Annotated in this window: 17 protein-coding genes and 1 pseudogene; 3 read left to right on the top strand and 15 right to left on the bottom strand. The window is 58.9% G+C overall.

Features of this window, described 5'->3' with window-relative positions; genetic code table 11:
- Positions 1–8: 8 nt before the first annotated feature.
- The 5 genes from yjiA to hpaB form a co-directional block, all read right to left on the bottom strand.
- Positions 9–965: a GTPase gene (gene yjiA, locus Electrica_RS21800; protein ID WP_131049496.1), complete on the bottom strand. Its 957-nt coding sequence runs from the start codon at positions 963–965 to the stop codon at positions 9–11.
- A gap of 11 nt (positions 966–976) precedes the next feature.
- A complete protein-coding gene (locus tag Electrica_RS21795; protein WP_004857555.1) occupies positions 977–1,180 on the bottom strand; it encodes a YbdD/YjiX family protein in 204 nt (67 codons plus the stop codon).
- A gap of 98 nt (positions 1,181–1,278) precedes the next feature.
- On the bottom strand, positions 1,279–3,429 hold the full coding sequence (locus tag Electrica_RS21790; protein WP_131049497.1) for a carbon starvation CstA family protein: 2,151 nt from the start codon (positions 3,427–3,429) through the stop codon (positions 1,279–1,281).
- Positions 3,430–3,762: 333 nt separating this feature from the next.
- On the bottom strand, positions 3,763–4,275 hold the full coding sequence (locus Electrica_RS21785) for a 4-hydroxyphenylacetate 3-monooxygenase reductase subunit (RefSeq protein WP_131049498.1): 513 nt from the start codon (positions 4,273–4,275) through the stop codon (positions 3,763–3,765).
- 19 nt (positions 4,276–4,294) lie between these two features.
- Positions 4,295–5,857 carry a 4-hydroxyphenylacetate 3-monooxygenase, oxygenase component gene (gene hpaB, locus Electrica_RS21780; RefSeq protein WP_141965367.1) on the bottom strand — a complete coding sequence of 521 codons (1,563 nt, stop codon included), beginning with the start codon at positions 5,855–5,857 and terminating at the stop codon, positions 4,295–4,297.
- A 328-nt stretch (positions 5,858–6,185) separates the two neighbouring features.
- Between hpaB and Electrica_RS21775 the strand changes: the two genes are divergently transcribed.
- A complete protein-coding gene (locus Electrica_RS21775) occupies positions 6,186–6,821 on the top strand; it encodes a hypothetical protein (RefSeq protein ID WP_141965366.1) in 636 nt (211 codons plus the stop codon).
- Here the strand turns inward: Electrica_RS21775 and hpaA are convergent.
- The 8 genes and pseudogenes from hpaA to Electrica_RS29390 all read right to left on the bottom strand — a co-directional run bounded on the left by hpaA (position 6,760) and on the right by Electrica_RS29390 (position 15,047).
- On the bottom strand, positions 6,760–7,650 hold the full coding sequence (gene hpaA, locus Electrica_RS21770; RefSeq protein ID WP_100684652.1) for a 4-hydroxyphenylacetate catabolism regulatory protein HpaA: 891 nt from the start codon (positions 7,648–7,650) through the stop codon (positions 6,760–6,762). The two genes, Electrica_RS21775 and hpaA, sit on opposite strands and share 62 nt — an antisense overlap.
- Positions 7,651–7,659: 9 nt before the next feature.
- A complete protein-coding gene (gene hpaX, locus Electrica_RS21765) occupies positions 7,660–9,018 on the bottom strand; it encodes a 4-hydroxyphenylacetate permease (protein WP_141965365.1) in 1,359 nt (452 codons plus the stop codon).
- A 21-nt stretch (positions 9,019–9,039) separates the two neighbouring features.
- Positions 9,040–9,837, bottom strand: coding sequence for a 4-hydroxy-2-oxoheptanedioate aldolase (hpaI, locus tag Electrica_RS21760; protein ID WP_100684650.1), 798 nt, complete (start codon positions 9,835–9,837; stop codon positions 9,040–9,042).
- Positions 9,838–9,848: 11 nt separating this feature from the next.
- The gene (hpaH, locus tag Electrica_RS21755) at positions 9,849–10,652 is read right to left on the bottom strand and encodes a 2-oxo-hept-4-ene-1,7-dioate hydratase (protein ID WP_100684649.1); all 804 of its coding nucleotides are present in this window, start codon (positions 10,650–10,652) and stop codon (positions 9,849–9,851) included.
- A 219-nt stretch (positions 10,653–10,871) separates the two neighbouring features.
- Positions 10,872–11,252, bottom strand: a complete 381-nt coding sequence (locus tag Electrica_RS21750; protein WP_141965364.1) for a 5-carboxymethyl-2-hydroxymuconate Delta-isomerase — start codon at positions 11,250–11,252, stop codon at positions 10,872–10,874.
- A 9-nt stretch (positions 11,253–11,261) separates the two neighbouring features.
- The gene (gene hpaD / locus Electrica_RS21745; RefSeq protein WP_141965363.1) at positions 11,262–12,119 is read right to left on the bottom strand and encodes a 3,4-dihydroxyphenylacetate 2,3-dioxygenase; all 858 of its coding nucleotides are present in this window, start codon (positions 12,117–12,119) and stop codon (positions 11,262–11,264) included.
- Positions 12,120–12,190: 71 nt separating this feature from the next.
- Positions 12,191–13,657 carry a 5-carboxymethyl-2-hydroxymuconate semialdehyde dehydrogenase gene (gene hpaE / locus Electrica_RS21740; protein ID WP_141965362.1) on the bottom strand — a complete coding sequence of 489 codons (1,467 nt, stop codon included), beginning with the start codon at positions 13,655–13,657 and terminating at the stop codon, positions 12,191–12,193.
- Positions 13,654–15,047: pseudogene (locus tag Electrica_RS29390) on the bottom strand (fumarylacetoacetate hydrolase family protein). The gene hpaE and the pseudogene Electrica_RS29390 overlap by 4 nt, the downstream one beginning before the upstream one ends.
- Before the next feature lie 289 nt (positions 15,048–15,336).
- Here Electrica_RS29390 and hpaR point away from each other — a divergent pair.
- A complete protein-coding gene (hpaR, locus tag Electrica_RS21720) occupies positions 15,337–15,828 on the top strand; it encodes a homoprotocatechuate degradation operon regulator HpaR (protein ID WP_131049507.1) in 492 nt (163 codons plus the stop codon).
- Positions 15,829–15,955: 127 nt separating this feature from the next.
- On the opposite strand, the gene Electrica_RS21715 is transcribed toward hpaR, so the two are convergent.
- Positions 15,956–16,489 (bottom strand): GNAT family N-acetyltransferase, encoded by a 534-nt coding sequence (locus tag Electrica_RS21715; protein ID WP_131049508.1) that lies wholly within the window; start codon positions 16,487–16,489, stop codon positions 15,956–15,958.
- Positions 16,490–16,521: 32 nt separating this feature from the next.
- On the opposite strand from Electrica_RS21715, the gene Electrica_RS21710 reads away from it, so the two are divergent.
- Positions 16,522–17,355, top strand: coding sequence for a GNAT family N-acetyltransferase (locus tag Electrica_RS21710; RefSeq protein WP_141965360.1), 834 nt, complete (start codon positions 16,522–16,524; stop codon positions 17,353–17,355).
- 41 nt (positions 17,356–17,396) lie between these two features.
- Here Electrica_RS21710 and opgB read toward each other — a convergent pair whose 3' ends face one another.
- Positions 17,397–19,688: a phosphatidylglycerol--membrane-oligosaccharide glycerophosphotransferase gene (opgB, locus tag Electrica_RS21705; RefSeq protein WP_141965359.1), complete on the bottom strand. Its 2,292-nt coding sequence runs from the start codon at positions 19,686–19,688 to the stop codon at positions 17,397–17,399.
- Between the last annotated feature and the right edge of the window lie 84 nt (positions 19,689–19,772).

The raw sequence follows: 19,772 nt of genomic DNA, 5'->3' as shown, positions 1-19,772 counted from the left end.
CCGAACCGTTACTTGCGCAATCCGGCAAACGCCGCGCGAATCTCCTCTTCCGGCAAATTAATGCCGATAAACACCAGCGTGCTGTGGGGCGCTTCATCACCCCATGGACGATCCCAGTCGGCGCTGTATAAGCGCTGGACGCCCTGGAACAGCAGGCGATTTGGCTCGCCGTCAATCCACAGCATCCCTTTGTAGCGCATCAGCTGTTCGGCGAAAGAGAGCAGCAGGTTTTCCATCACCCGCGACACTTCGCTGATATCGACCGGGTAATCCAGCTCGACCACGATAGACGCGACGTCGTTTTGCTTATCGGCGATAAAGTGGAAGCGCGGCGCGCTGCTCACAACGTTCTCTTCCAGCATAAAGCCGCTGGTATTAAACAGCGGGCTCAGATCGATATTACCGTGGGTCACAGTATAAACCGGCGCCCGGGCGTTGATGCGCGCCAGCCGTTCGCGCAGCTTGTCGCTGTCGCCCGCCACGTCCGTTTTCGTCAGCAGGATCCGATCCGCATAGCCCACCTGCGACTGGGCGATGGTGAACTGGTTCATCTGCTGGTCGGCATGGACCGCATCCACCAGCGCAATCACGCCGTCGAGCAGATAGCGTTCGCAGAGAACCTCATGGGAGAAGAAGGTCTGAATTATCGGACCGGGGTCGGCCATGCCGGTGCACTCGATCACCAGCCGGTCAAAATCAATGTCGCCGCGATCGCGGCTGTCGAGCAGGTCGAGCAGCGCATCTTCCAGCTCGTTGGAACGGGTGCAGCAGATGCAGCCGTTGGTCAGGGTTTTGATCTGCGTGGCGCGGTCGCCAATCAGCTGATCGTCAACGGAGACTTCGCCAAATTCGTTTTCGATGACGGCAATTTTAAAGCCGTGCTGCGCATTGAGAATATGGCGCAGCAGGGTGGTTTTACCTGCGCCGAGAAAACCGGTCAGCAGGGTGACTGCAATCGGTGCCATGTTTGCCTCCATTAACAGCAGCGTACGCCGCCTTTGCCATCGCCGCCGTAGCGAGCCTGCTGGCGTTCGCGGAAAAATTCGTTATAGGTCATGTAAGGCTTATCCGGATGGTTGGCTTTCATATGTTCGACGTAGTTGTCGTAGTCCGGAATGCCAATCAGCATTTTGGCTGCCTGACCCAGGTATTTTTTTGCTTCGCCTAAGTTACCAAACATCGTGAGTTCCAGATAGAAAAAGCCCGGTGGCGCTACGCTGACCGGGCCTACAGGACCTTTACAGACCGGATAAACGTAGCGCTATCCGGCCTTAAGGCTTAGTGATGGGAGGAGGTTTTTACGCCGCCTTCCGGTACCGGCACATACGGGGTCTCTTTGTCGGTGCGGACTTTGTTGTTACGCACGTTGAGCCACGTTTTGATGCCGTAGAAGATGATGCTGTAAACCACCACCAGGAACAGAATACTCAGACCGGCGTTAGTGTAGTTGTTCACCACGATATGGTTCATGTTAGCAATCTGCTGCGCGGTCAGTTCGCCGCCGGAAGCAATCTTCTCTTTATACTGCTGAGCCATGAAGAAGAAGCCTTCCATCTGCGGGTTGGTGCTGAACAGTTTCAGACCCAGCGCCCAGGTGGTGCACAGCAGCAGCCATGCGGCCGGGATCACGGTAACCCAGATGTATTTAGTACGCTGCATTTTGACCAGTACCACGGTACCAAGCACCAGCGCCACGGCGGCCAGCATCTGGTTAGAGATACCGAACAGCGGCCACAGGCTCTTCACGCCGCCCAGCGGGTCGACCACGCCCTGATACAGCAGGTAGCCCCACAGCCCGACGCAGCCCGCGGTGCCAATCACGCCCGCGACCAACGAATCGGTTTTCTTCAGGAACGGCACGAAGTTGCCCAGCAGATCCTGCAGCATAAAGCGGCCTGCGCGGGTACCGGCATCCAGCGCGGTAAGGATAAACAGCGCTTCAAACAGAATACCGAAGTGGTACCAGAAGCCCATATCCGCCATCGGCATGATTTTGTGGAACACGTGAGCGATACCGACGGCCAGCGTTGGCGCGCCGCCCGCGCGGTTCAGTACCGACGGTTCGCCGATATCTTTCGCCGTCTGCAGGATTTGCTCAGGTGAGATCACAAAGCCCCAGGAGCTGACGGTCGCCGCTGCGTGCGCGGTCACATCCTTCAACTGCGCGGCAATCAGCGCGGCATTTTCACCGCCCATTTCGTGCAGGTTTGGCATCACAATGCCCAGACCGGCCGGCGGCGTGTTCATGGCGAAGTAGAGGCCTGGCTCAATGATCGACGCCGCAACCAGCGCCATCACCGCCACGAAGGACTCCATCAGCATCGCGCCGTAGCCGATAAAGCGGGCGTCGGTTTCGTTAGCCAGCAGCTTCGGCGTGGTGCCGGAGGCGATCAGCGCGTGGAAGCCGGACACCGCGCCACAGGCGATAGTAATAAACAGGAACGGGAACAGCGCACCTTTCCACAGCGGACCGGTACCATCGATGTACTGGGTGACCGCCGGCATTTTCAGATCCGGGTTGAGGATCACGATGCCCAGCGCCAGGCCAACGATAACGCCGATTTTCAGGAAGGTCGCGAGGTAATCACGCGGCGCCAGAATCAGCCACACCGGCAGCAGCGCGGAGATAAACGCGTAGCCGATCAGGGTAAAGGTGATAGTGGTGTCTTTAAAGGTCAGCGCCGGGCCCCAGTACGGGTCGTGGGCAATGATGCCGCCGAAGTAAATGGAAGCCACCAGCAGGACGATACCAATCACCGACACTTCACCCACGCGACCCGGGCGCAGGAAGCGCATATAGATCCCCATAAACAGGGCAATCGGTACAGTCGAGCAGACGGTGAAGACGCCCCACGGACTTTCCGCCAGCGCTTTCACCACGATCAGCGCCAGCACCGCGAGGATGATTATCATAATCAGGAAGCAGCCGAACAGCGCAATGGAGCCCGGAATTGGCCCCATCTCTTGCTTGATCATCTCACCCAGCGAGGCGCCGTTACGGCGCGAGGAGATAAACAGCACCATAAAGTCCTGTACCGCCCCGGCCAGCACTACCCCTGCCAGCAGCCACAGGGTACCCGGCAGGTAGCCCATCTGCGCGGCGAGAACCGGGCCCACCAGCGGACCGGCACCGGCGATAGCGGCAAAGTGGTGGCCGAACAGCACGTAGCGGTTGGTCGGGACGTAGTTCAGACCATCGTTGTTAATGACCGCCGGCGTAGAACGCGTAGGATCGAGCCTCATCACCTTTTGCGCGATATACAGGCTGTAATAGCGATAGGCGACGAGGTAGACGGAAACCGACGCCACCACGATCCACAGCGCACTGACGTGCTCGCCGCGGCGCAGAGCGACGACTGAGAGGCAAAATGCCCCGATGATTCCAAGAATCACCCAGGGTATGTGCTTGAATAACTTTTTAGTATCCATAGTAAACCTGGCGTTAATTAGATGAATAATGGGCCGAAGCCGTCTGGGTTTAAGTTAGGGTTTGAGGAGGTATTGGTTAGCTATGCTGGAGACGATCTTGCCAGAACTCCGCGCGCGTAAAGTTGGGTAAATCTGCGAGTGGTTATATGTGGGGTTAAGCGGTTGCCAGGCGGGATAAGCGGTTGGGCAGGAAATGAGCAGCGGGTAAACATGTGATTGAGATCACAAGATTTTTTCCACCTCTTTTTCCTCCCCGCAGGGGAGAGGAAAAAGAGAGGAGAACAGAGAACAGGGCACAGAAAAGAGAATGTCAGAAGCGAAGGTGGCAGAACGTTATACCGCGACCTCGATTTCCATCATCACCGGATGGAAACGGCGCTTAAAGTAAATCAGCCCATGGCCTTCCTGGCTCAGGGTGATGTTCTTGATCTCGACCAGATAGACCAGGTGGCTACCGATGGTCTGCACCTGGCTTATCTCCCCTTCAAGGCTGGCCAGCGCCCCTTGCAAAACCGGCTGTCCCAGGGCCCCTTTTTGCCAGCAGGAGAGGCTAAAGCGCTCTTCCATGGCCATGCCGGTCATGCCGGCGAAATGGCGGGCCATCACTTCCTGTTCATGATTCAGCACGTTAATGCACAGTTTGCCGTTCCCCTGGAATACCGGGTTCATCGCGCTGTTGGCATTGATGCACACCATGACCGACGGTGGCGTATCGGTCACCGAGCACACGGCGGTCGCGGTGATGCCGCAGCGGCCGGCGTCGCCCTCGGTGGTTATGACGTTGACCGCAGCCGACAGGCTGGACATGGCATCGCGAAAACGCAGACGTTGTTCATCTAATTGCATTGTGACCTCCCGCTGTGAATTACTTCAGCAGCTTATCCAACATATTGATATCAGCGTTATTGTGCAGGTGTGGCACCGTCCAGCCGTTCTGGTCGTACTCGGACAGGCAGCGGTCGACCATCGCCATCATTTTGTCCATGTTGCCGGAGCTTTGCGCCTGACGCAGACACTGCAGGCGGATTTCATCCTGGCTCCCGGAATAGTTGATTTCATACAGCTCGTGGCGGCCGCCGAATTCGCTGCCGATGGCATCCCACATCAGTTTGAGGATCTTGATACGCTCAACGTGATCCATGCCGTTGGAGCCGCGAACGTATTTCGCCAGATACTGGTCGATCTGCGGGTTATTCAAATCGCGGGCGCTGGACGGCAGGTAGATCAGACCGCTGGTGACGCTGCGCTCGATAATGTTTTTGATTTTGGCGTAGGCCATCGGCGCCATCACGCGATAGGTTTGCAGCGCGGCGTGATCCGGCAGGTATGCGCCGTTTACCCACGGGGTGGCTTCGGCGCACATGGAGTCGCTCAGCGCCCAGAACATATTGCGCCAGGCGACCACTTCGCCGAGATCTGCCTGCACGCCGCGGAACTCCAGGGTGCCGGTACATTCCAGCGAGCGCTTGAGCAGGGCGGTGATAAAATCGAGTTTGACCGCCAGGCGTACGCAGGCCTGCAGCGGATACATGCGCGCAAAGCCGCCTTCCATCGTCCAGCGACGGCAGCGATCGAAATCGCGATAGATCAGCACGTTTTCCCATGGAATCAGAACTTTATCCATCACCAGGATCGCATCGTTTTCGTCGAAGCGGCTGGAGAGCGGGTAGTCGTACGGCGATCCGGTGACCCCAGCAACCATCTCATAGGAGGCGCGGGAGATCAGTTTGACGCCTTCGGCATCCATTGGCGCGACGAACATCAGGGCGAAGTCCGGGTTTTCCCCCATCACCTGCGCAGAACCAAAACCAATCATGTTGTAGTGGGTCAGCGCCGAGTTGGTGGCGACCACTTTCGCCCCGCTGACGATGATCCCGGCGTCGGTCTCTTTTTCCAGCTTGATGTAGACGTCTTTCACTTCGTCGGCCGGTTTATGGCGGTCAATCGGCGGGTTGACGATGGCATGGTTAAAGTACAGGCCGGTTTCCTGAATGCGGGTGTACCAGTTGCGGGCGTTCTGTTCGAACTGGCCGTAGAAGCCCGGGTTCGCGCCCAGTGCGCAGCCAAAGGCGGCTTTGTAATCCGGGGTGCGGCCCATCCAGCCGTAGCTCAGGCGTGACCACTCGGCAATCGCATCGCGCTGCTGGCGCAGGTCGTCGGCGCTTTTCGCCACGCGAAAGAATTTATGCGTATAGCCGCCGCTGCCGGTATCGGTGTTCCAGCACAGGGAGTCCTGCATTTCTGGTTTGTGCAGCGCATCGTACAGCTGGGCGACGGAGGCGGCGGCGTTGCGGAAGGCGGGATGCGTGGTGACGTCTTTGACGCGCTCGCCGTAGATGTAAATTTCGCGGCCATCCTGCAGGCTTTTCAGGTACTCTTCACCGGTTAACGGGCGTTTCGCGTCTGCGCGGAAATTTTCAGGTTTCATAGGGGCCTCTTCAGTATTTATCGGAATATCCCGTCCTGCTTCGGGCTGCCTGTCGGGTGGCTGCCGGCGCATGATTTCGGATATTAATGTTAAATTTATGTTTTGTTTTTGTTGTTCAATTGAAGCGGTTATTGCGCTATTCGTGAAGGGACGTTTGCGACAACGACAGGTACTTTTCAGGGGGAGTGTGGTTCTGTGATCGAGGTGGTGTTTTCGCTGCCGAGGCTCGTCTTTTTCCCGGCGCGGCTACGCTGGGCGGGCTCGACTGCCGGTTTTTCGGCGGGTGGCGCTGCGCTTACCCGCCCTTCGGACCGTACCCGCTGGCGCTGTGCTTACCCGCCCTGCGGGCTGTACCCGCTGGCGCTGCGCTTATCCGCCCTGCGGGCTGTACCCGCTGGCGCTGTCGCTTACCCGCCCTGCGGGCTGTACCCGCTGGCGCTGCGCTTATCCGCCCTGCGGACCGTACCCGCTGGCGCTGCGCTTACCCGCCCTGCGGGCCGTACCCGCTGGCGCTGCGCTTATCCGCCCTGCGGACTGTAGCCGCTGGCGCTGCGCTTATCCGCCCTGCGGACTGTACCCGTTGGCGCTGCGCTTACCCGCCCTGCGGACCGTACCCGCTGGCGCTGTGCTTACCCGCCCTGCGGACCGTACCCGCTGGCGCTGCGCTTACCCGCCCTGCGGACCGTACCCGCTGGCGCTGCGCTTACCCGCCCTGCGAAGCGTGCCCGTTGACGCCGGGTTTACCCGCCCTGCGGGCTGTACCCGCTGGCGCTGCGCTTACCCGCCCTGCGGGCCGTACCCGCTGGCGCTGTGCTTATCCGCTCTGCGGGCTGTACCCGCTGGCGCTGCGCTTATCCGCCCTGCGGACTGTAGCCCCGCTAAGCGCAGCGCCAGCGGGGGAATTAAGACACCGGTACTTTTTGCGCACGGTAGCTGCTCGGCGAGCAGCCGACCAGGCGACTAAAAAATCGCGCAAAATAGGCCGGATCTTTAAACCCTAATTGCCAGGCTATCTCATTGACCGCGCTGTCGGAAAACAGCAGCAGCCGTTTGGCCTCGCGCAGCTGGCGGTCGAAGATCAGCCGCTTCGGCGGCCGGTTGGCAAAGCGGCGGCAGATGTCGGTCAGCCGTGATTCGGTAACGTGTAACTCGCTGGCATAGTCCGGTACCGCCCAGTGCTGGTGGTAGTGGCTGTCGATCATCTGGTTAAAGCGCTGAAACAGCTTTAGCTCGCCGCGCATCCCGCTGGCGGCCTGGTCGTCGAGCCTGGCATTACGCAAAAGCAGAGTGAACACCGCCTGCGCCAGTAGCACCAGGGTATGCTCGCGCCCCGGCAGTCGGGCGGTCGATTCGCGAGTGATCAGCTGCCAGTAGTGCGCCAGCGCCGCCAGCTCATCGGGTTTATCCGCCAGCGACAGACAGATCCCCGGCAGCCCGAACGCTTCTCGTGTCCCGGGATAGAGGACCTCCAGCAGCGGCCAGATCAGCTCTTCGCGTACGGTCAGTACGTGCCCGTCGCTGTCGGACTCGGTGATAAAAGCGTGCGGCACCGACGGCGGCGTCAGGACAAACAGCGGCGCCTGCACCGAGTAGCGGTGATCGTCGAGCTGCAGTTCAATCTGTCCGGTATCGAGAAAGTGCATCTGAAAATACTGGTCGTGTCGATGCGCCTGCATGTCGCGGCCAAAAAAGGCCGCCATGCGGGCAAACGACTGATAGTGCACATCCTCGGTCCCCAGACTCTCATCGTAATCTTTGTTGATATCGATATTGGTGATTGAGGGCTGACACATGGGCACTCCTTAATGGCTCTTCTGGGCGGCGAGTCCTGCCTCTGCGGCGGCGTCTTCCCGCGCACTCATCGGAATTCGGGTCAGCACCAGCGCGCCGACGATCAGCAGTCCGGCGACAAACCACAGCCCGGAGCTAAAGCTGCCGGTGGTATCACGCAGAATACCGATCAGCAGTGGGCTGACGGCGGATCCGATGTTGCCGATAGCGTTGATCACCGCCAGCGCCACCGCCCGCGATTGCAGACTGATCACCCGATCCGGGGTGGTCCAGAAAATCGCCATCGCGGTAAAAGAGCCCAGGGAAGCCATGATGATGCCGAGCAACTGGATCAGCGCATGGTGGGTGGCGGAGGCCAGCAACCACCCGGCGGCGGCGAACAGATAGGGCAGGATGGTATGCATCTTGCGTTCTTTTCGTCGGTCGGATCGCCGGCTCCACCAGATCATGCCGAAAATCGTACAGAACTGCGGAATCGCCGCCAGCATCCCAATCACAATGTTGCTACTGCCGGTGTTGAAGCTTTGCAGGATCTGCGGAGTCCAGATATTAATCGCGCTCAGGGTATTGGTCAGACAGAAGTAGGCGAGCGTGTACATCAGCACCGCCGGCGTCAGCACTTCCCGCAGGGTAGAGCGTCCGGAGGTCGGGAGGACGGTGGCGTTTTCGCGCTCGCGTTCAATCATCGTTTTCAGCGCCTGCTTCTCCTCCTTGTCCAGCCAGCTGGCCTGATCCGGGGTATCGTTGAGGAAGAACCAGGTGACCACGCCGAGCACCACCGACGGCAGCCCTTCCAGCAGGAACAGCCACTGCCAGCCCTTCAGGTTCCACAGGCCATCAAGCGCCAGAATATAGCCGGAGAGGAGGGAGCCAAGCATCATGGTCACCGGCATCGCTATCATAAACAGGGCGTTGGCGCGGGCGCGGTGATAGGCCGGGAACCACCAGGTCAGGTAGACCAGGATCCCGGGCAGGAAGCCGGCTTCAGCGATACCGACCAGCATGCGCAGGATATACAGCGTATGCGGGTTGGTGGCAAACATCGTACAGGTTGACGCGATCCCCCACACCACCATGATCCCGGCGATCCAGCGGCGGGCGCCGACCTTCGCCAGCATGATATTGCTGGGGATCCCGCACATCACGTAGGTGACGTAAAACAGCGTCGCCGCCAGACCAAACATGGTGGAGGTCAGACCGAGATCTTTACCCATCGTCAGCCCGGCGAAACCGATATTAATGCGATCCAGAAACGAGAAAACGAACAGCACGAACAGGAAGGTGATGAGGCGGCGGAACAGCTTTTTGATCACCCGGTTTTCTACTTCAACGACTTTATTTTCATTATGTTGCAGGGTAGAGGTCGTCATGATGCGCTCCACATTCTCCGTTCAGTAGACGGATTTATTGTTATCAGTTGTGGTGGGGATTGCGTCGGTAAAGCGTGCCGCCAGCGCTTCTGCGCTGCGGGCCAGCAGGGTGGTGTCGACGCCGACGGCGACAAACAGCGCACCCAGTTCGAGGTAGCGTTTCGCCAGTTGTTCATTGGCCATCAGAATGCCCGGGGCTTTACCCGCCTCGCGAATCAGGACGATGGCGCTTTCAATAGCCGCCTGCACCTCAGGATGCTGCGGATTACCGCCGAAGCCCATATCCGCGCTCAGATCCGCCGGGCCGATAAACACGCCATCGACGCCTTCTACCGCGAGGATCTGCGGCAGATTTTTCAACGCCTCGCGGGTTTCAATCTGCACCAGCACGCACATGGCATCGTTGGCCTGATGGATATAATCCGCAACGCGGTTCCAGCGAGAAGCGCGCGCCAGGGCGCTGCCGACGCCGCGAATACCGGCTGGCGGATAGCGGGTGGCTTTCACCGCCAGCCGCGCTTCATCGGCGTTTTGCACCATCGGCACCAGTAACGTCTGTGCGCCGATATCCAGCAGTTGCTTAATCTGCACCGGATCATTCCACGACGGGCGAACCACCGGTTGGCTGGGGTAGGGGGCGATCGCCTGCAGTTGGGTCAGCACCGTTTGTACATTATTCGGCGCGTGTTCGCCGTCGATCAGCAGCCAGTCAAACCCGGCGCCGGCCAGCAGTTCGGCGCTGTAGCTGCTGCACAGCCCCAGCCACAGGCCGATTTGCGGGCGCCCGGCCCGCAGCGCCTCTTTAAACGTGTTATGCATTATCTTTCCCCTTATACAAAGCGGCAGCTGATTGCGCCCATGTTGCCGTAATCGACGTGGAAGGTGTCACCCTTACGCGCCGCGACCGGGCGGGTAAACGAGCCGCCGAGGATTATTTGCCCGGCTTCCAGCTGGACGTCGTATGGCGCCAGCTTATTCGCCAGCCAGGCGACGCCGTTCGCCGGATGGTTGAGCACTCCGGCGGCAACGCCGGTCTCTTCGATCACCCCGTTGCGGTACAGCAGGGCGGAGATCCAACGCAGATCCAGCTCGTCGGGTTTAATCGGCCGCCCGCCGAGGATCACCCCGGCATTGGCGGCGTTATCGGAGATGGTGTCGAAGACTTTGCGCGGGCGCTGGGTTTGCGGATCGATGTTGTGGCAGCGGGCGTCGATCAGCTCCAGCGCCGGGATCACATAGTCGGTGGCGTTATAGACGTCGAACAAAGTGCAGTTCGGGCCACGCAGCGGTTTCGCCAGCACGAAAGCCAGCTCGACTTCAATGCGCGGCACGATAAAACGGTCGGTCGGAATGTCGCTGCCATCGTGAAAAAACATATCATCGAGCAGCGCGCCGTAGTCCGGCTCGCTGATTTGCGAACTGGCCTGCATCGCTTTTGACGTCAGGCCGATCTTATGGCCTTTCAGCACCCGCCCTTCGGCGATCTTCATCGCGACCCATTCGCGCTGGACGGCGTAGGCGTCCTCAATGGTGATCGACGGATAGTCCAGCGAGATCGCGCGGATCTGTTCACGTTGTTTTTCGGCCTGATTCAGTCGCTGGGCGATCTGGGTGCGGGTTTGTTTATCGAGCATAGTGGCTTCCTGTTACCTTGTTCGGTGTCGCGTTGTCGCGGCGCCGGGTGGCGCTGCGCTTACCCGGCCTACGGTTGGTGCATTGTGCTGGGCGTTATCGGGCTTACCCGGCCTACGGTTAGTGCGTTGTGCTGGTCGTTGTCGGCCCGGCAGGTGGTTCGGCATCGGTTTGCCTTTTGTAGGCCCGGTAAGCGCAGCGCCACCGGGCGAAAAGGCGCGCTATTTAAACAAGGCGTGGACGTTGTTTTGTTTGTAGTTCAGCGTCGGGTGCAGTTCTTCAATCTCAAATGACAGCGCCAGATAGCGGCTCTCCATCAGCGCGGCGAAGTGGCTTTTAATCAGCCCGAACAGCATTTCGCCCACCTCTTCACGGCTCGCCAGACTCCGCCCGCTGCCGATTTTCAGCGTCATATGCACGAAGGCGTAATCCTGCTTGCCGTCGGCCATCTGCCAGGTGTCCAGCCAGATGGCGCGGCTGCGGATGCCACCCAGCGGGAAGATGCCGGTGGCGGCCAGCGCCTGATTGACCTGGGCGAACAGGGCGGGTAAATCAGCCTGTTCGCGGATGTTTTCGGTACACTCAGCGATAAAATGCGGCATAGTGGCTCCTTACGCCTGTGCCGGAAGCGGGAACACGGCGTTCACCTGGCCGGTGCCGGAACTGGCGAACAGGTCGGTAATAAACTCCACCTTGCCGTCGTATTTATCCCAGCCGAGCACGCCGAGCAGCATCACCGTGTCGTGCATATTGCCTTCGCCGTAGCAGTAGTCGGCGTATTCCGGCAGCATGGTGCAGAACTCTTTGAATTTGCCTTCACGCCACAGCTTCACCACGCGTTCATCCATTTGATGGTCAAACTCGCGGGTGTAGCTGTTCATCCCCTCTTCGGCGCGCTGGTCGTCGATAAAGCGGTGCGACAGCGAGCCGCTGGCGAAGACCGCCACGGTACCGTCATATTTTTCAATGGCTTTGACGATGGCTTCGCCCAGCTTGCGGCTGTCGGCAAAATCGTGAACGGTGCAGAACGCGGAAATCGACACCACTTTGAAATGCTTGTCGCTGTTCATGTAGCGCATCGGCACCAGCGTACCGTACTCCAGCTTCAGGCTGGGGATGTTGTGCGCTTTCGCCCGCACGCCCAGTTTGACCGCTTCGTCGGCAATCAGCTGACCCAGCTCCGGGTTGCCGTCGTAGTCGTAGGTCATGTCGCGGATAAAGTGCGGCAGTTCGTTGCTGGTATAGACGCCTTTAAAATGGTCGGCGCAGTTAATGTGGTAGGCGCTGTTGACCAGCCAGTGGGTATCGAAAACGATAATGGTATCAACGCCCATTTCACGGCAGCGCCGGCCAATTTCTTTATGGCCGTCGATGGCAGACTGACGGCAGCCATGATTTTTCCCCGGTAGTTCAGAGAGATACATTGACGGCACGTGAGTGATTTTGGCGGCTAACGCTAATTTGCCCATGCGGTGTTCTCCTTACATAACCTGAATAGTGTGAGCCGCAGCCCGCCAGGGCGCGGCTCGACGGATGACGGTTATACGCCCCATTTCGGGATCGGATGGTCACCCATGGAAATACAGACGTTTTTCATTTCGGCGAACACTTCAAAGCTGTACTCGCCGCCTTCACGGCCGGTGCCGGAGGCTTTCACGCCGCCAAACGGCTGGCGCAGGTCGCGGACGTTCTGGGTATTGACGAACACCATGCCAGCTTCGATACCGCGCGCCAGACGCAGCACTTTGCTGATGTCCTGGGTCCAGATGTAAGACGCAAGGCCATACTCGATGTCGTTCGCCAGGCGCAGCCCTTCCGCTTCGTCTTTAAACGGCAGCAGGCAGGCCACCGGGCCAAAAATCTCTTCCTGTGCGACGCGCATGCGGTTATCGACGTCCGCCAGCACCGTCGGACGCAGGAAGTTGCCGCCTTGCAGATGCGCAGGCAGATCGGACGGCTTGTCCGGGCCGCCGGCCAGCAGGGTGGCGCCTTCTTCGATCCCGAGGCGAATATAGCCGGAGACTTTTTCCCAGTGCTGTTGGCTAATCAGCGCCCCGACCTGGGTAGTCGGATCGGTCGGATCGCCGACGCGCAGGCGGTTGGCGCGTTCGGCAAAGCGTTTTACGAATTCCGCATAGATGCTCTGCTGAATGAAGATGCGCGACCCGGCGGTGCAGCGTTCGCCGTTGATTGAGAAGATGGTGAACAGGGCGGCATCCAGCGCGCGCTCGATATCGGCATCTTCAAAAATCAGCACCGGCGATTTGCCGCCCAGCTCCATGGAATACTTCTTCAGGCCGGCATTTTTCATGATGTTGCGCCCGGTGGCAGTACCGCCGGTAAACGACACCGCGCGGACGTCGTGATGACGCACCAGGGCATCGCCGGCGCTGGCGCCGTAGCCCTGCACCACGTTGAGTACACCAGCCGGAATACCCGCTTCCAGCGCCAGCTCGCCCAGACGATCGGCGGTCAGCGGCGACAGCTCAGACATCTTCAGCACCGCGGTGTTACCCAGCGCCAGGCACGGCGCGACCTTCCAGGTGGCGGTCATGAACGGTACGTTCCACGGCGACACCAGCGCGCACACGCCGACCGGCTGCACGAGGGTGTAGTTGAGCATCTTGTCGTCAACCGGATAGGTCTTGCCGTTCATCTGCTGGCACACTTCGGCGAAAAACTCGAAGTTGTGCGAAGCGCGCGGGATCAGCACATTTTTGGTCTGATGAATAGGCAGGCCGGTATCGGCGGTTTCCATCGCCGCGATCTCCGGGACGTTTCGATCGATCAGATCGCCCAGCCGACGCATCAGGCGCGCGCGCTCTTTCATCGGCAGGTTAGCCCATTTCGGGAACGCCTCTTTCGCCGCGGCAACGGCCTGATTCACTTCGGCTTCGCCGCCGGAGGCGACTTCCGCCAGCACTTCGCCGCTGGCCGGATTGGTGGTATGGAAATACTCGGTGCCTGCGACGTTTTTGCCGTTGATCCAATGGTTAATTTTTTTCATGACAGCTTCTCCTCATACGCTTGCTGGCTGATGATGCGGTTGACCAGGCGACCGACGCCTTCGACTTCGACGATCGCTTCATCGCCCGGCACCACGTCCGACAGCCCCTTCGGCGTGCCGGTGGCGATCATGTCGCCCGGCTGCAGGGTCATAAATTCGCTGAGGTAAGCGATCAGGAACGGAATGCTGAAGATCAGATCGGCGGTGGTGCCCTGCTGGCGCAGTTCGCCGTTGACCCAGGTGCGCAGCGCCAGGTTGTGCGGATCCGGGATCGTCTCTTTAGCGACGATCCACGGGCCGATCGGCGTCAGCGTGTCGCGGCTTTTGACCCGCAGGTTGGGGCGATAGTAGTTTTCCAGATAGTCGCGGATGGCGTAGTCGTTGCAGACGGTGTAGCCGGCAACATAGTCCATGGCATCGGCTTCGGCGACGCGGCGCGCGGTTTTGCCGATCACCACCACCAGTTCGGCTTCGTAATGCATGTACTCCACGTTGTCCGGGCGTACCGACTCTTGTTCATGACCGATAAAGGTGTTCGGCGCTTTGATAAAGACCAGCGGCTCTTCCGGCGGCTTAAATTCCAGCTCGCTGGCGTGGTCGGCATAGTTCAGACCCAGCGCGAACAGGGTGCCGTCGGCGGGAGGCAGCCAGCGAAAGTCACCGGCTTTAAGCAGGGTGCCATCGGTGAGGCGAACCTGGTCGCGTTCGTCGACCTGTACGTCGTAGCGGACGCCTTGCCATTCAATACGTGCCTGTTTCATGCCAGCTCTCCTTCTGCAACAACCGGGTTTTCCAGCGCCGGGAAACCTTCGGCGAGGATCCGCACGCGATCGCCGGGTTGCAGCGTGACGCGAGCGTGAGGGGTGCCGATCAGAATGGCATCGCCGGGATTCAGGGTGGCAAATTCGCTCAGCGCGCTTAACAGTTCGGCGGCATTGCGCTGGAGATCGCCGGTATTCCAGCTGTCGGCTTCGCGGCCGTTGATTTCAGTGATGATGGTCAGATTGTCCACGCTATGCACCGGGGCGAGAGCGCCGACGGGGCAGAAGCCATCGCGGCATTTGGCCTTAATCGCCGGGCGGTAGAAGCTCTCTTCCGGCAGGCTGACGTCATTGGCCAGCGCATAGCCGGCGATAAAAGAGGCGGCGTTGTCAGCGGAAACCTTACGTGCGGTTTTGCCGACAATCAGCGCGACGGTTGCGCCGCTTTGTACGCTTTCGCCCTGCGGGTAGGGAATCGCCTCGCCCGCACCGATAACGGTATTGCGGGGTTTGATAAACCAGACCGCGGTCTTCGGCGGCGTTTTGTAAGGGGCCTGTTGGAACGCGTCGCGCCAGGCGTCAAGCTGGCTGCGATGGTTGAGCGCAACGGCGAAGATGGTACCTTTCATTCACCACTCCTCTGGTACTGATGTCGGATGCTAAGGGATATTCATTAATATGTTAATGATCATCTTTTATTCTTTGTGGCGGGGTTTGGCAAACAGAAGTGAATGTTTTGTGATCTGATTAACAATAAATTTACAGTGTAAATATTTATGTGTTATTAATCAGTGTATTAATGTTTTTTATTGTTCCGGCTGGTACTTTTCAGGTGCAGAAACCGGTTGCGTCATGGCAGGATAGGCGCTAATTATTAACTTATTAATAAACATAAGAGTGCGATGTCGAGGGTATGTGATGCATGATTCGTTAACCATTGCGTTGTTACAGGCGCGGGAAGTGGCGATGGGCCATTTCCGGCCGATCGTTAAACGCCATAATCTCACCGAGCAGCAGTGGCGCATTGTGCGCATTCTCGCGGAAAATCCGTCGATGGATTTTCACGATCTGGCGTTCCGCGCCTGCATCCTGCGCCCCAGTCTGACCGGTATTTTGACCCGTATGGAGCGCGATGGTCTGGTGTTGCGCCTCAAGCCGGTCAACGATCAGCGCAAGCTGTATATTTCGCTGACGTCGGCGGGCTATACGCTGTATCAAAGCGCGCAGGCGCAGGTGGAAGAGGCGTATCGCCTGATTGAAGCGCAGTTCACCAGCGAAAAGATGCAGCAGTTGACCGCGCTGCTGGAAGAGTTTATCGCGCTCGGCAACCGTCAGGACGCCGGGCGCAGTAATGACAGTGATGAGGAAGAGTCGATCGGCGCGTCGTCCGGGTATGGGCCGGCGCGATAAGCGTTACGGTTCTGGCGGGAGGTAGGCCCCCGGTGGCGCTACGCTTAGCGGGGCTACGGGAGAGCGGGTTTTCGTCGATAAGGCGTCAGCCGCTATCCTGCTTATCGCAGCCCTGACAGGAGACGGTTTACAGCGTCAGGCGCATGGCGCAGCGCGTTTCTGGCGCCAGTCCGTGGGCAGTTTCCTGCTGTCGCTTCGCCGCCAGACCTGCTGGCAGCGCTTGTTCATTGAGCATACGAAACCCCAGGCGGCTGTAAAACGGCGCATTCCAGGGGACATCGCGGAAGGTGGTGAGGGTCACCGCCGGATACGCCGCACGGCGGGCATGGTCAATGATCTTCGCCATCATCGCCCGGCCGATGCCCTGGCCTTGCCACGTCTGGTGAACGGAAATCTCGACGATAAACAGCGCGTCATCCAGCGCTTCGGTCAGCAGGAAGCCGGCGAGCTGTCCGTCGGCGACGGCGACCAGACTGTGGCCATCCTCAACAGAGAGGCGATGTTGCCGGAGGTCGATCGTCGGACTTTCTGCCAGCCAGGCGAGGTGCGGAATGAGGCGAAACGCCTGGGCCGCCGAGCGTTCGATTGCGGGCAAACCGGGGATATCGCTCTGCGTGGCCAGGCGAAAAGTCGTTGCGGCGGTTATAGTGTTATTTTTCATCGCTTCAGCATAGCAATCTTCGGGAGAAATGCATGGCATTGATAGCCGTCTCCGCCATCAGTTTTAGCAGCGAGCAGTTAAGCTCGATTCTCAACGACTGTTTTGAAGATTATCTGGTGCCGGTTTCGCTGCCGGTGGCGGCGTTCGTTCAGCGCTTTGGCTCTGAAGGACTGAGCCTGCTCGACTCCTGCGTCTGGCTTGACGGCGAGACGCCAGCGGCCATCGCCATCGTGGCCCGGCGTGGCGATGAGGCGAGGCTGGCGGCCTTTGCGGTGCGTCCGGCCTGGCGTGGAAAAGGCACCGGCCGTCGGCTGATGATCCCGCTCATGGCCTCGTTACGGGAACAGGGCGTGCGGCGGATGTGGCTGGAGGTGATCCGCGAAAACTATGCCGCGGTGGCGTTGTACCAGTCTTTAGGCTTTGTAGTACATCATGGGCTGTGCGGATTTGTCAGTAGCCGGGCAGAGGATGCCGCGGCGGCGTTGGAAGAGAGCGATGTGCTGCCTCTGTTGCGCAGGTCCGCAGCGGAGGTAAACGGTCGTCTGCCGTGGCTGATGGACCCGCTCACCTTCGCCACTCTGCCCTGCCGGGCGCTTACGCTGAACCAGCAGGTTTTTGCGGTGCTGGCAACCTTAACCTCCACGCCGCAGCTACAGTTTTTGTGGGTTGAGCCCTCCGTCCGCGGCCGCGGGCTGGCGCATGAGATGCTGAGGGCGCTGGCCCGCCAGTTCCCTGGCCTGAGTACTTCGGTGATCATTCCCGAATCATTTACGCCGCTGTTTAGCGCGGCGGGGTATGCGACCCTGATGCTGAAACAGTATGAGATGTGCGTGGAGTTCAGCCGCTTACCACCTGCCGAATGCTAGCGGATACGCCCCGGCTCAGGCCATGCGCCGGGGCAGCAGCGTTAACCGTCGCTTTTTACCACTTTCAGATCCACCATGCCGATGCCCAGCTGGCGCGGCGCGTGGCCAAGGATATTCCCTTCGTTGGTGGACTGCGGATCCGGCGGAACGATAATCAACGTATCGCTGCGCGCCGGGTTATCGAAATGCAGCGTGGTGGTGGAGACCTCGTTGGCCAGGGTGAGAATGTGCTCACTGTCGCCCACGCGAACCGGGATCGGTTTATTGGCGTTCGGCCCGTAGGCTTTGGCGGTAATCACCAGATCGAATTTTTCCGGTAGCGGTTCTTTATATTCAATCTTCACCTCGCTGCCGAGCTGGGCGTTGGACCAGCGGCCCCACGATTCCGGGCGCGAGATCCCGCTGAACTGCCTGACCTCTTCCGGCGCACCGGCAACGTTGAAGACGAAGCTGTCGGCTTTGTAACGAATATCGTTATCGACGATCTTCAGGGTATCGACGTTGCCTTTGTAGCGCTGCATATCGATAACGGTATCTTTAAACGCCGTTTTTCCCTGCCACCTGGGCTTATCAACATGTTGCACCTTTTGTTCGCCGCCGAGCTGGCCCTGGGAAACGCACCAGTCGGTGGAGAGCGCCAGCTCAGTGGACCACAGCTGGCCCATTTTGTAGCAGCGATCGATCCACACGAAGTTGTCCCGTGGGGCAAAATCGGCCAGCTGGAAGCGCAGCGGGGCGGAATATTCGCTCTCCGGCAGCGGCTCAACGCGTTTATCGGATACCCGCAGCAGCAGGGGTAAGCGGAAATGGCTGCCGGAGAAGGCGATGGTGTTCTTCTGGCTGTCGATGGTGAAGTTTTTCATCTCTTTCGGGAAGTTCCACAGGCGGATGATATCCGGTTTCCACGCCAGCACTTTCTCTTTCATATTCATGAAAATACCGGACAGCGATTGCCCGGAGAGGCTGCTGCGTCCCAGACCGATAAAGTTATCGCCGCCAAGGATGTCCAGCACCGTGGCGCCGTTGTCCATGGTATTGCGCTTCACGGCCAGCGTCTCCTGCTGCGGCTGGTCGCCGCGCAGGATAAAGAACAGGTTGCTGCGATCCTGCTTGTTGAGATAATCCCAGGCGGTGTTTTTCATCGCCAGATGGTCGGAAGAGACCACGATGACCGTATTTTTGAAATACGGCGATGCTTTGATTTTCTCAATTAATGCCGCGATATGCTCCTGACTACAGGTGACCGCGCTAAAAGAGAGGTTCTTTTTCCCGTCGATATCATAGCTTTTACGCTGGCAGGTACGGGAGATAAAGCCGTCAGGATGGTGGGTGTCGACCGTCAGCGCAAAGAGCGAAAAGCGTTTACCGGATTGAGAAAGCGCTACGAATTTTTTCCAGGTTTCATCCAGAACCGTGTCGTCGTAGAAGCCCCAGTCATTGCGGTAAGCGGGGTCGGCGACCGTGGTTTTCAGCTCTTCAGCGCCGTACAGGTAGTCAAAACCGTGTGATTTCAGAAACACATCTTTGCCAGCGAAACGCAGGTTGGCGCCCTGCACGAAATAGTTTTCATAGCCGGAATTTTTCAGAATATCGCCGAGACAGATATTCTGCGGGAAGAAACTGGAGACCGAGGCGGAGGCGTTGCCTTCAAACGGCGCAAACAGCGGAATGCCGCACTGGGAAGCCACCATGCCGGCGATGGTGTAATCGGTACCCGGCAGCTGGGCGGTATGGCTGAAATCGAGGCCTTCGTTTTTCAGTTTGCCGAGTTCAGGCGTCAGGTCGGGAAAGGCATTGTTATCGAACCAGGTGCGTTCAAGGCTTTCCCCGTAGATATAGACCAGGTTCAGCTTCGGGTGCGGAATGCTCTTCGCCGGTTCTTTGTAGTAGGCGATAAAATCGGGATCGCCATCGCGGGACTGCGATTTGACCAGCTCGCTGATTTGACGAAACGCCGGGCTGGCATCGACGGAGGCCAGCGCCAGAACCAGCGCCAGCAGGCTGTAGCCGAAGTGATGAGGATGGTGGCGACGACGGCGCAGCACCCATCCCAGCGCGCTGAATACGGTCGCCAGCGCTGCCACCAGCCCGATGCCGGGAAGAATATATTTACTGACGCCAGCCCCGGTCAGGCTGTTGGTCAGCGTGTAGAGGACCGCGTCGTTAATTCCGTCCCCGGTGAAGTAGTCGCTGGCATAGAGGGTAATATTAAGAACCACAAACAGCCCCAGTACCGTTAACGTGGCGGCAAACCACCAGGTATTACGACCGGCTTTTAAGGCATAAATCACCACCGAGGTGAGGAACAAGGCGATGGATAACAACTCTGACACAATTCATCCTCATTAGCGCCAGTTGACCGCTGGCAGGATAGACTATTTTTCACGCTACACTGTAATTGCAGTGTCATATAGCTG

Source organism: Klebsiella electrica, assembly GCF_006711645.1.
GTDB lineage: Bacteria > Pseudomonadota > Gammaproteobacteria > Enterobacterales > Enterobacteriaceae > Klebsiella > Klebsiella electrica.
The sequence above is the reverse complement of the archived record's forward strand: the minus strand, read 5'-3'. Positions and strand labels throughout refer to the sequence as shown.

Bases quoted from the DNA above. Each gene is read 5' to 3' on its own strand.
- Electrica_RS21750 (WP_141965364.1), bottom strand. From the start codon at position 11,252: ATGCCGCATTTTATCGCTGAGTGTACCGAAAACATCCGCGAACAGGCT.
- hpaD (WP_141965363.1), bottom strand. From the start codon at position 12,119: ATGGGCAAATTAGCGTTAGCCGCCAAAATCACTCACGTGCCGTCAATG.
- hpaB (WP_141965367.1), bottom strand. From the start codon at position 5,857: ATGAAACCTGAAAATTTCCGCGCAGACGCGAAACGCCCGTTAACCGGT.
- hpaI (WP_100684650.1), bottom strand. From the start codon at position 9,837: ATGCATAACACGTTTAAAGAGGCGCTGCGGGCCGGGCGCCCGCAAATC.
- Electrica_RS21795 (WP_004857555.1), bottom strand. From the start codon at position 1,180: ATGTTTGGTAACTTAGGCGAAGCAAAAAAATACCTGGGTCAGGCAGCC.
- yjiA (WP_131049496.1), bottom strand. From the start codon at position 965: ATGGCACCGATTGCAGTCACCCTGCTGACCGGTTTTCTCGGCGCAGGT.
- Electrica_RS21715 (WP_131049508.1), bottom strand. From the start codon at position 16,489: ATGAAAAATAACACTATAACCGCCGCAACGACTTTTCGCCTGGCCACG.
- Electrica_RS21710 (WP_141965360.1), top strand. From the start codon at position 16,522: ATGGCATTGATAGCCGTCTCCGCCATCAGTTTTAGCAGCGAGCAGTTA.
- hpaH (WP_100684649.1), bottom strand. From the start codon at position 10,652: ATGCTCGATAAACAAACCCGCACCCAGATCGCCCAGCGACTGAATCAG.
- hpaR (WP_131049507.1), top strand. From the start codon at position 15,337: ATGCATGATTCGTTAACCATTGCGTTGTTACAGGCGCGGGAAGTGGCG.
- hpaA (WP_100684652.1), bottom strand. From the start codon at position 7,650: ATGTGTCAGCCCTCAATCACCAATATCGATATCAACAAAGATTACGAT.
- Electrica_RS21785 (WP_131049498.1), bottom strand. From the start codon at position 4,275: ATGCAATTAGATGAACAACGTCTGCGTTTTCGCGATGCCATGTCCAGC.
- Electrica_RS21790 (WP_131049497.1), bottom strand. From the start codon at position 3,429: ATGGATACTAAAAAGTTATTCAAGCACATACCCTGGGTGATTCTTGGA.
- hpaX (WP_141965365.1), bottom strand. From the start codon at position 9,018: ATGACGACCTCTACCCTGCAACATAATGAAAATAAAGTCGTTGAAGTA.
- hpaE (WP_141965362.1), bottom strand. From the start codon at position 13,657: ATGAAAAAAATTAACCATTGGATCAACGGCAAAAACGTCGCAGGCACC.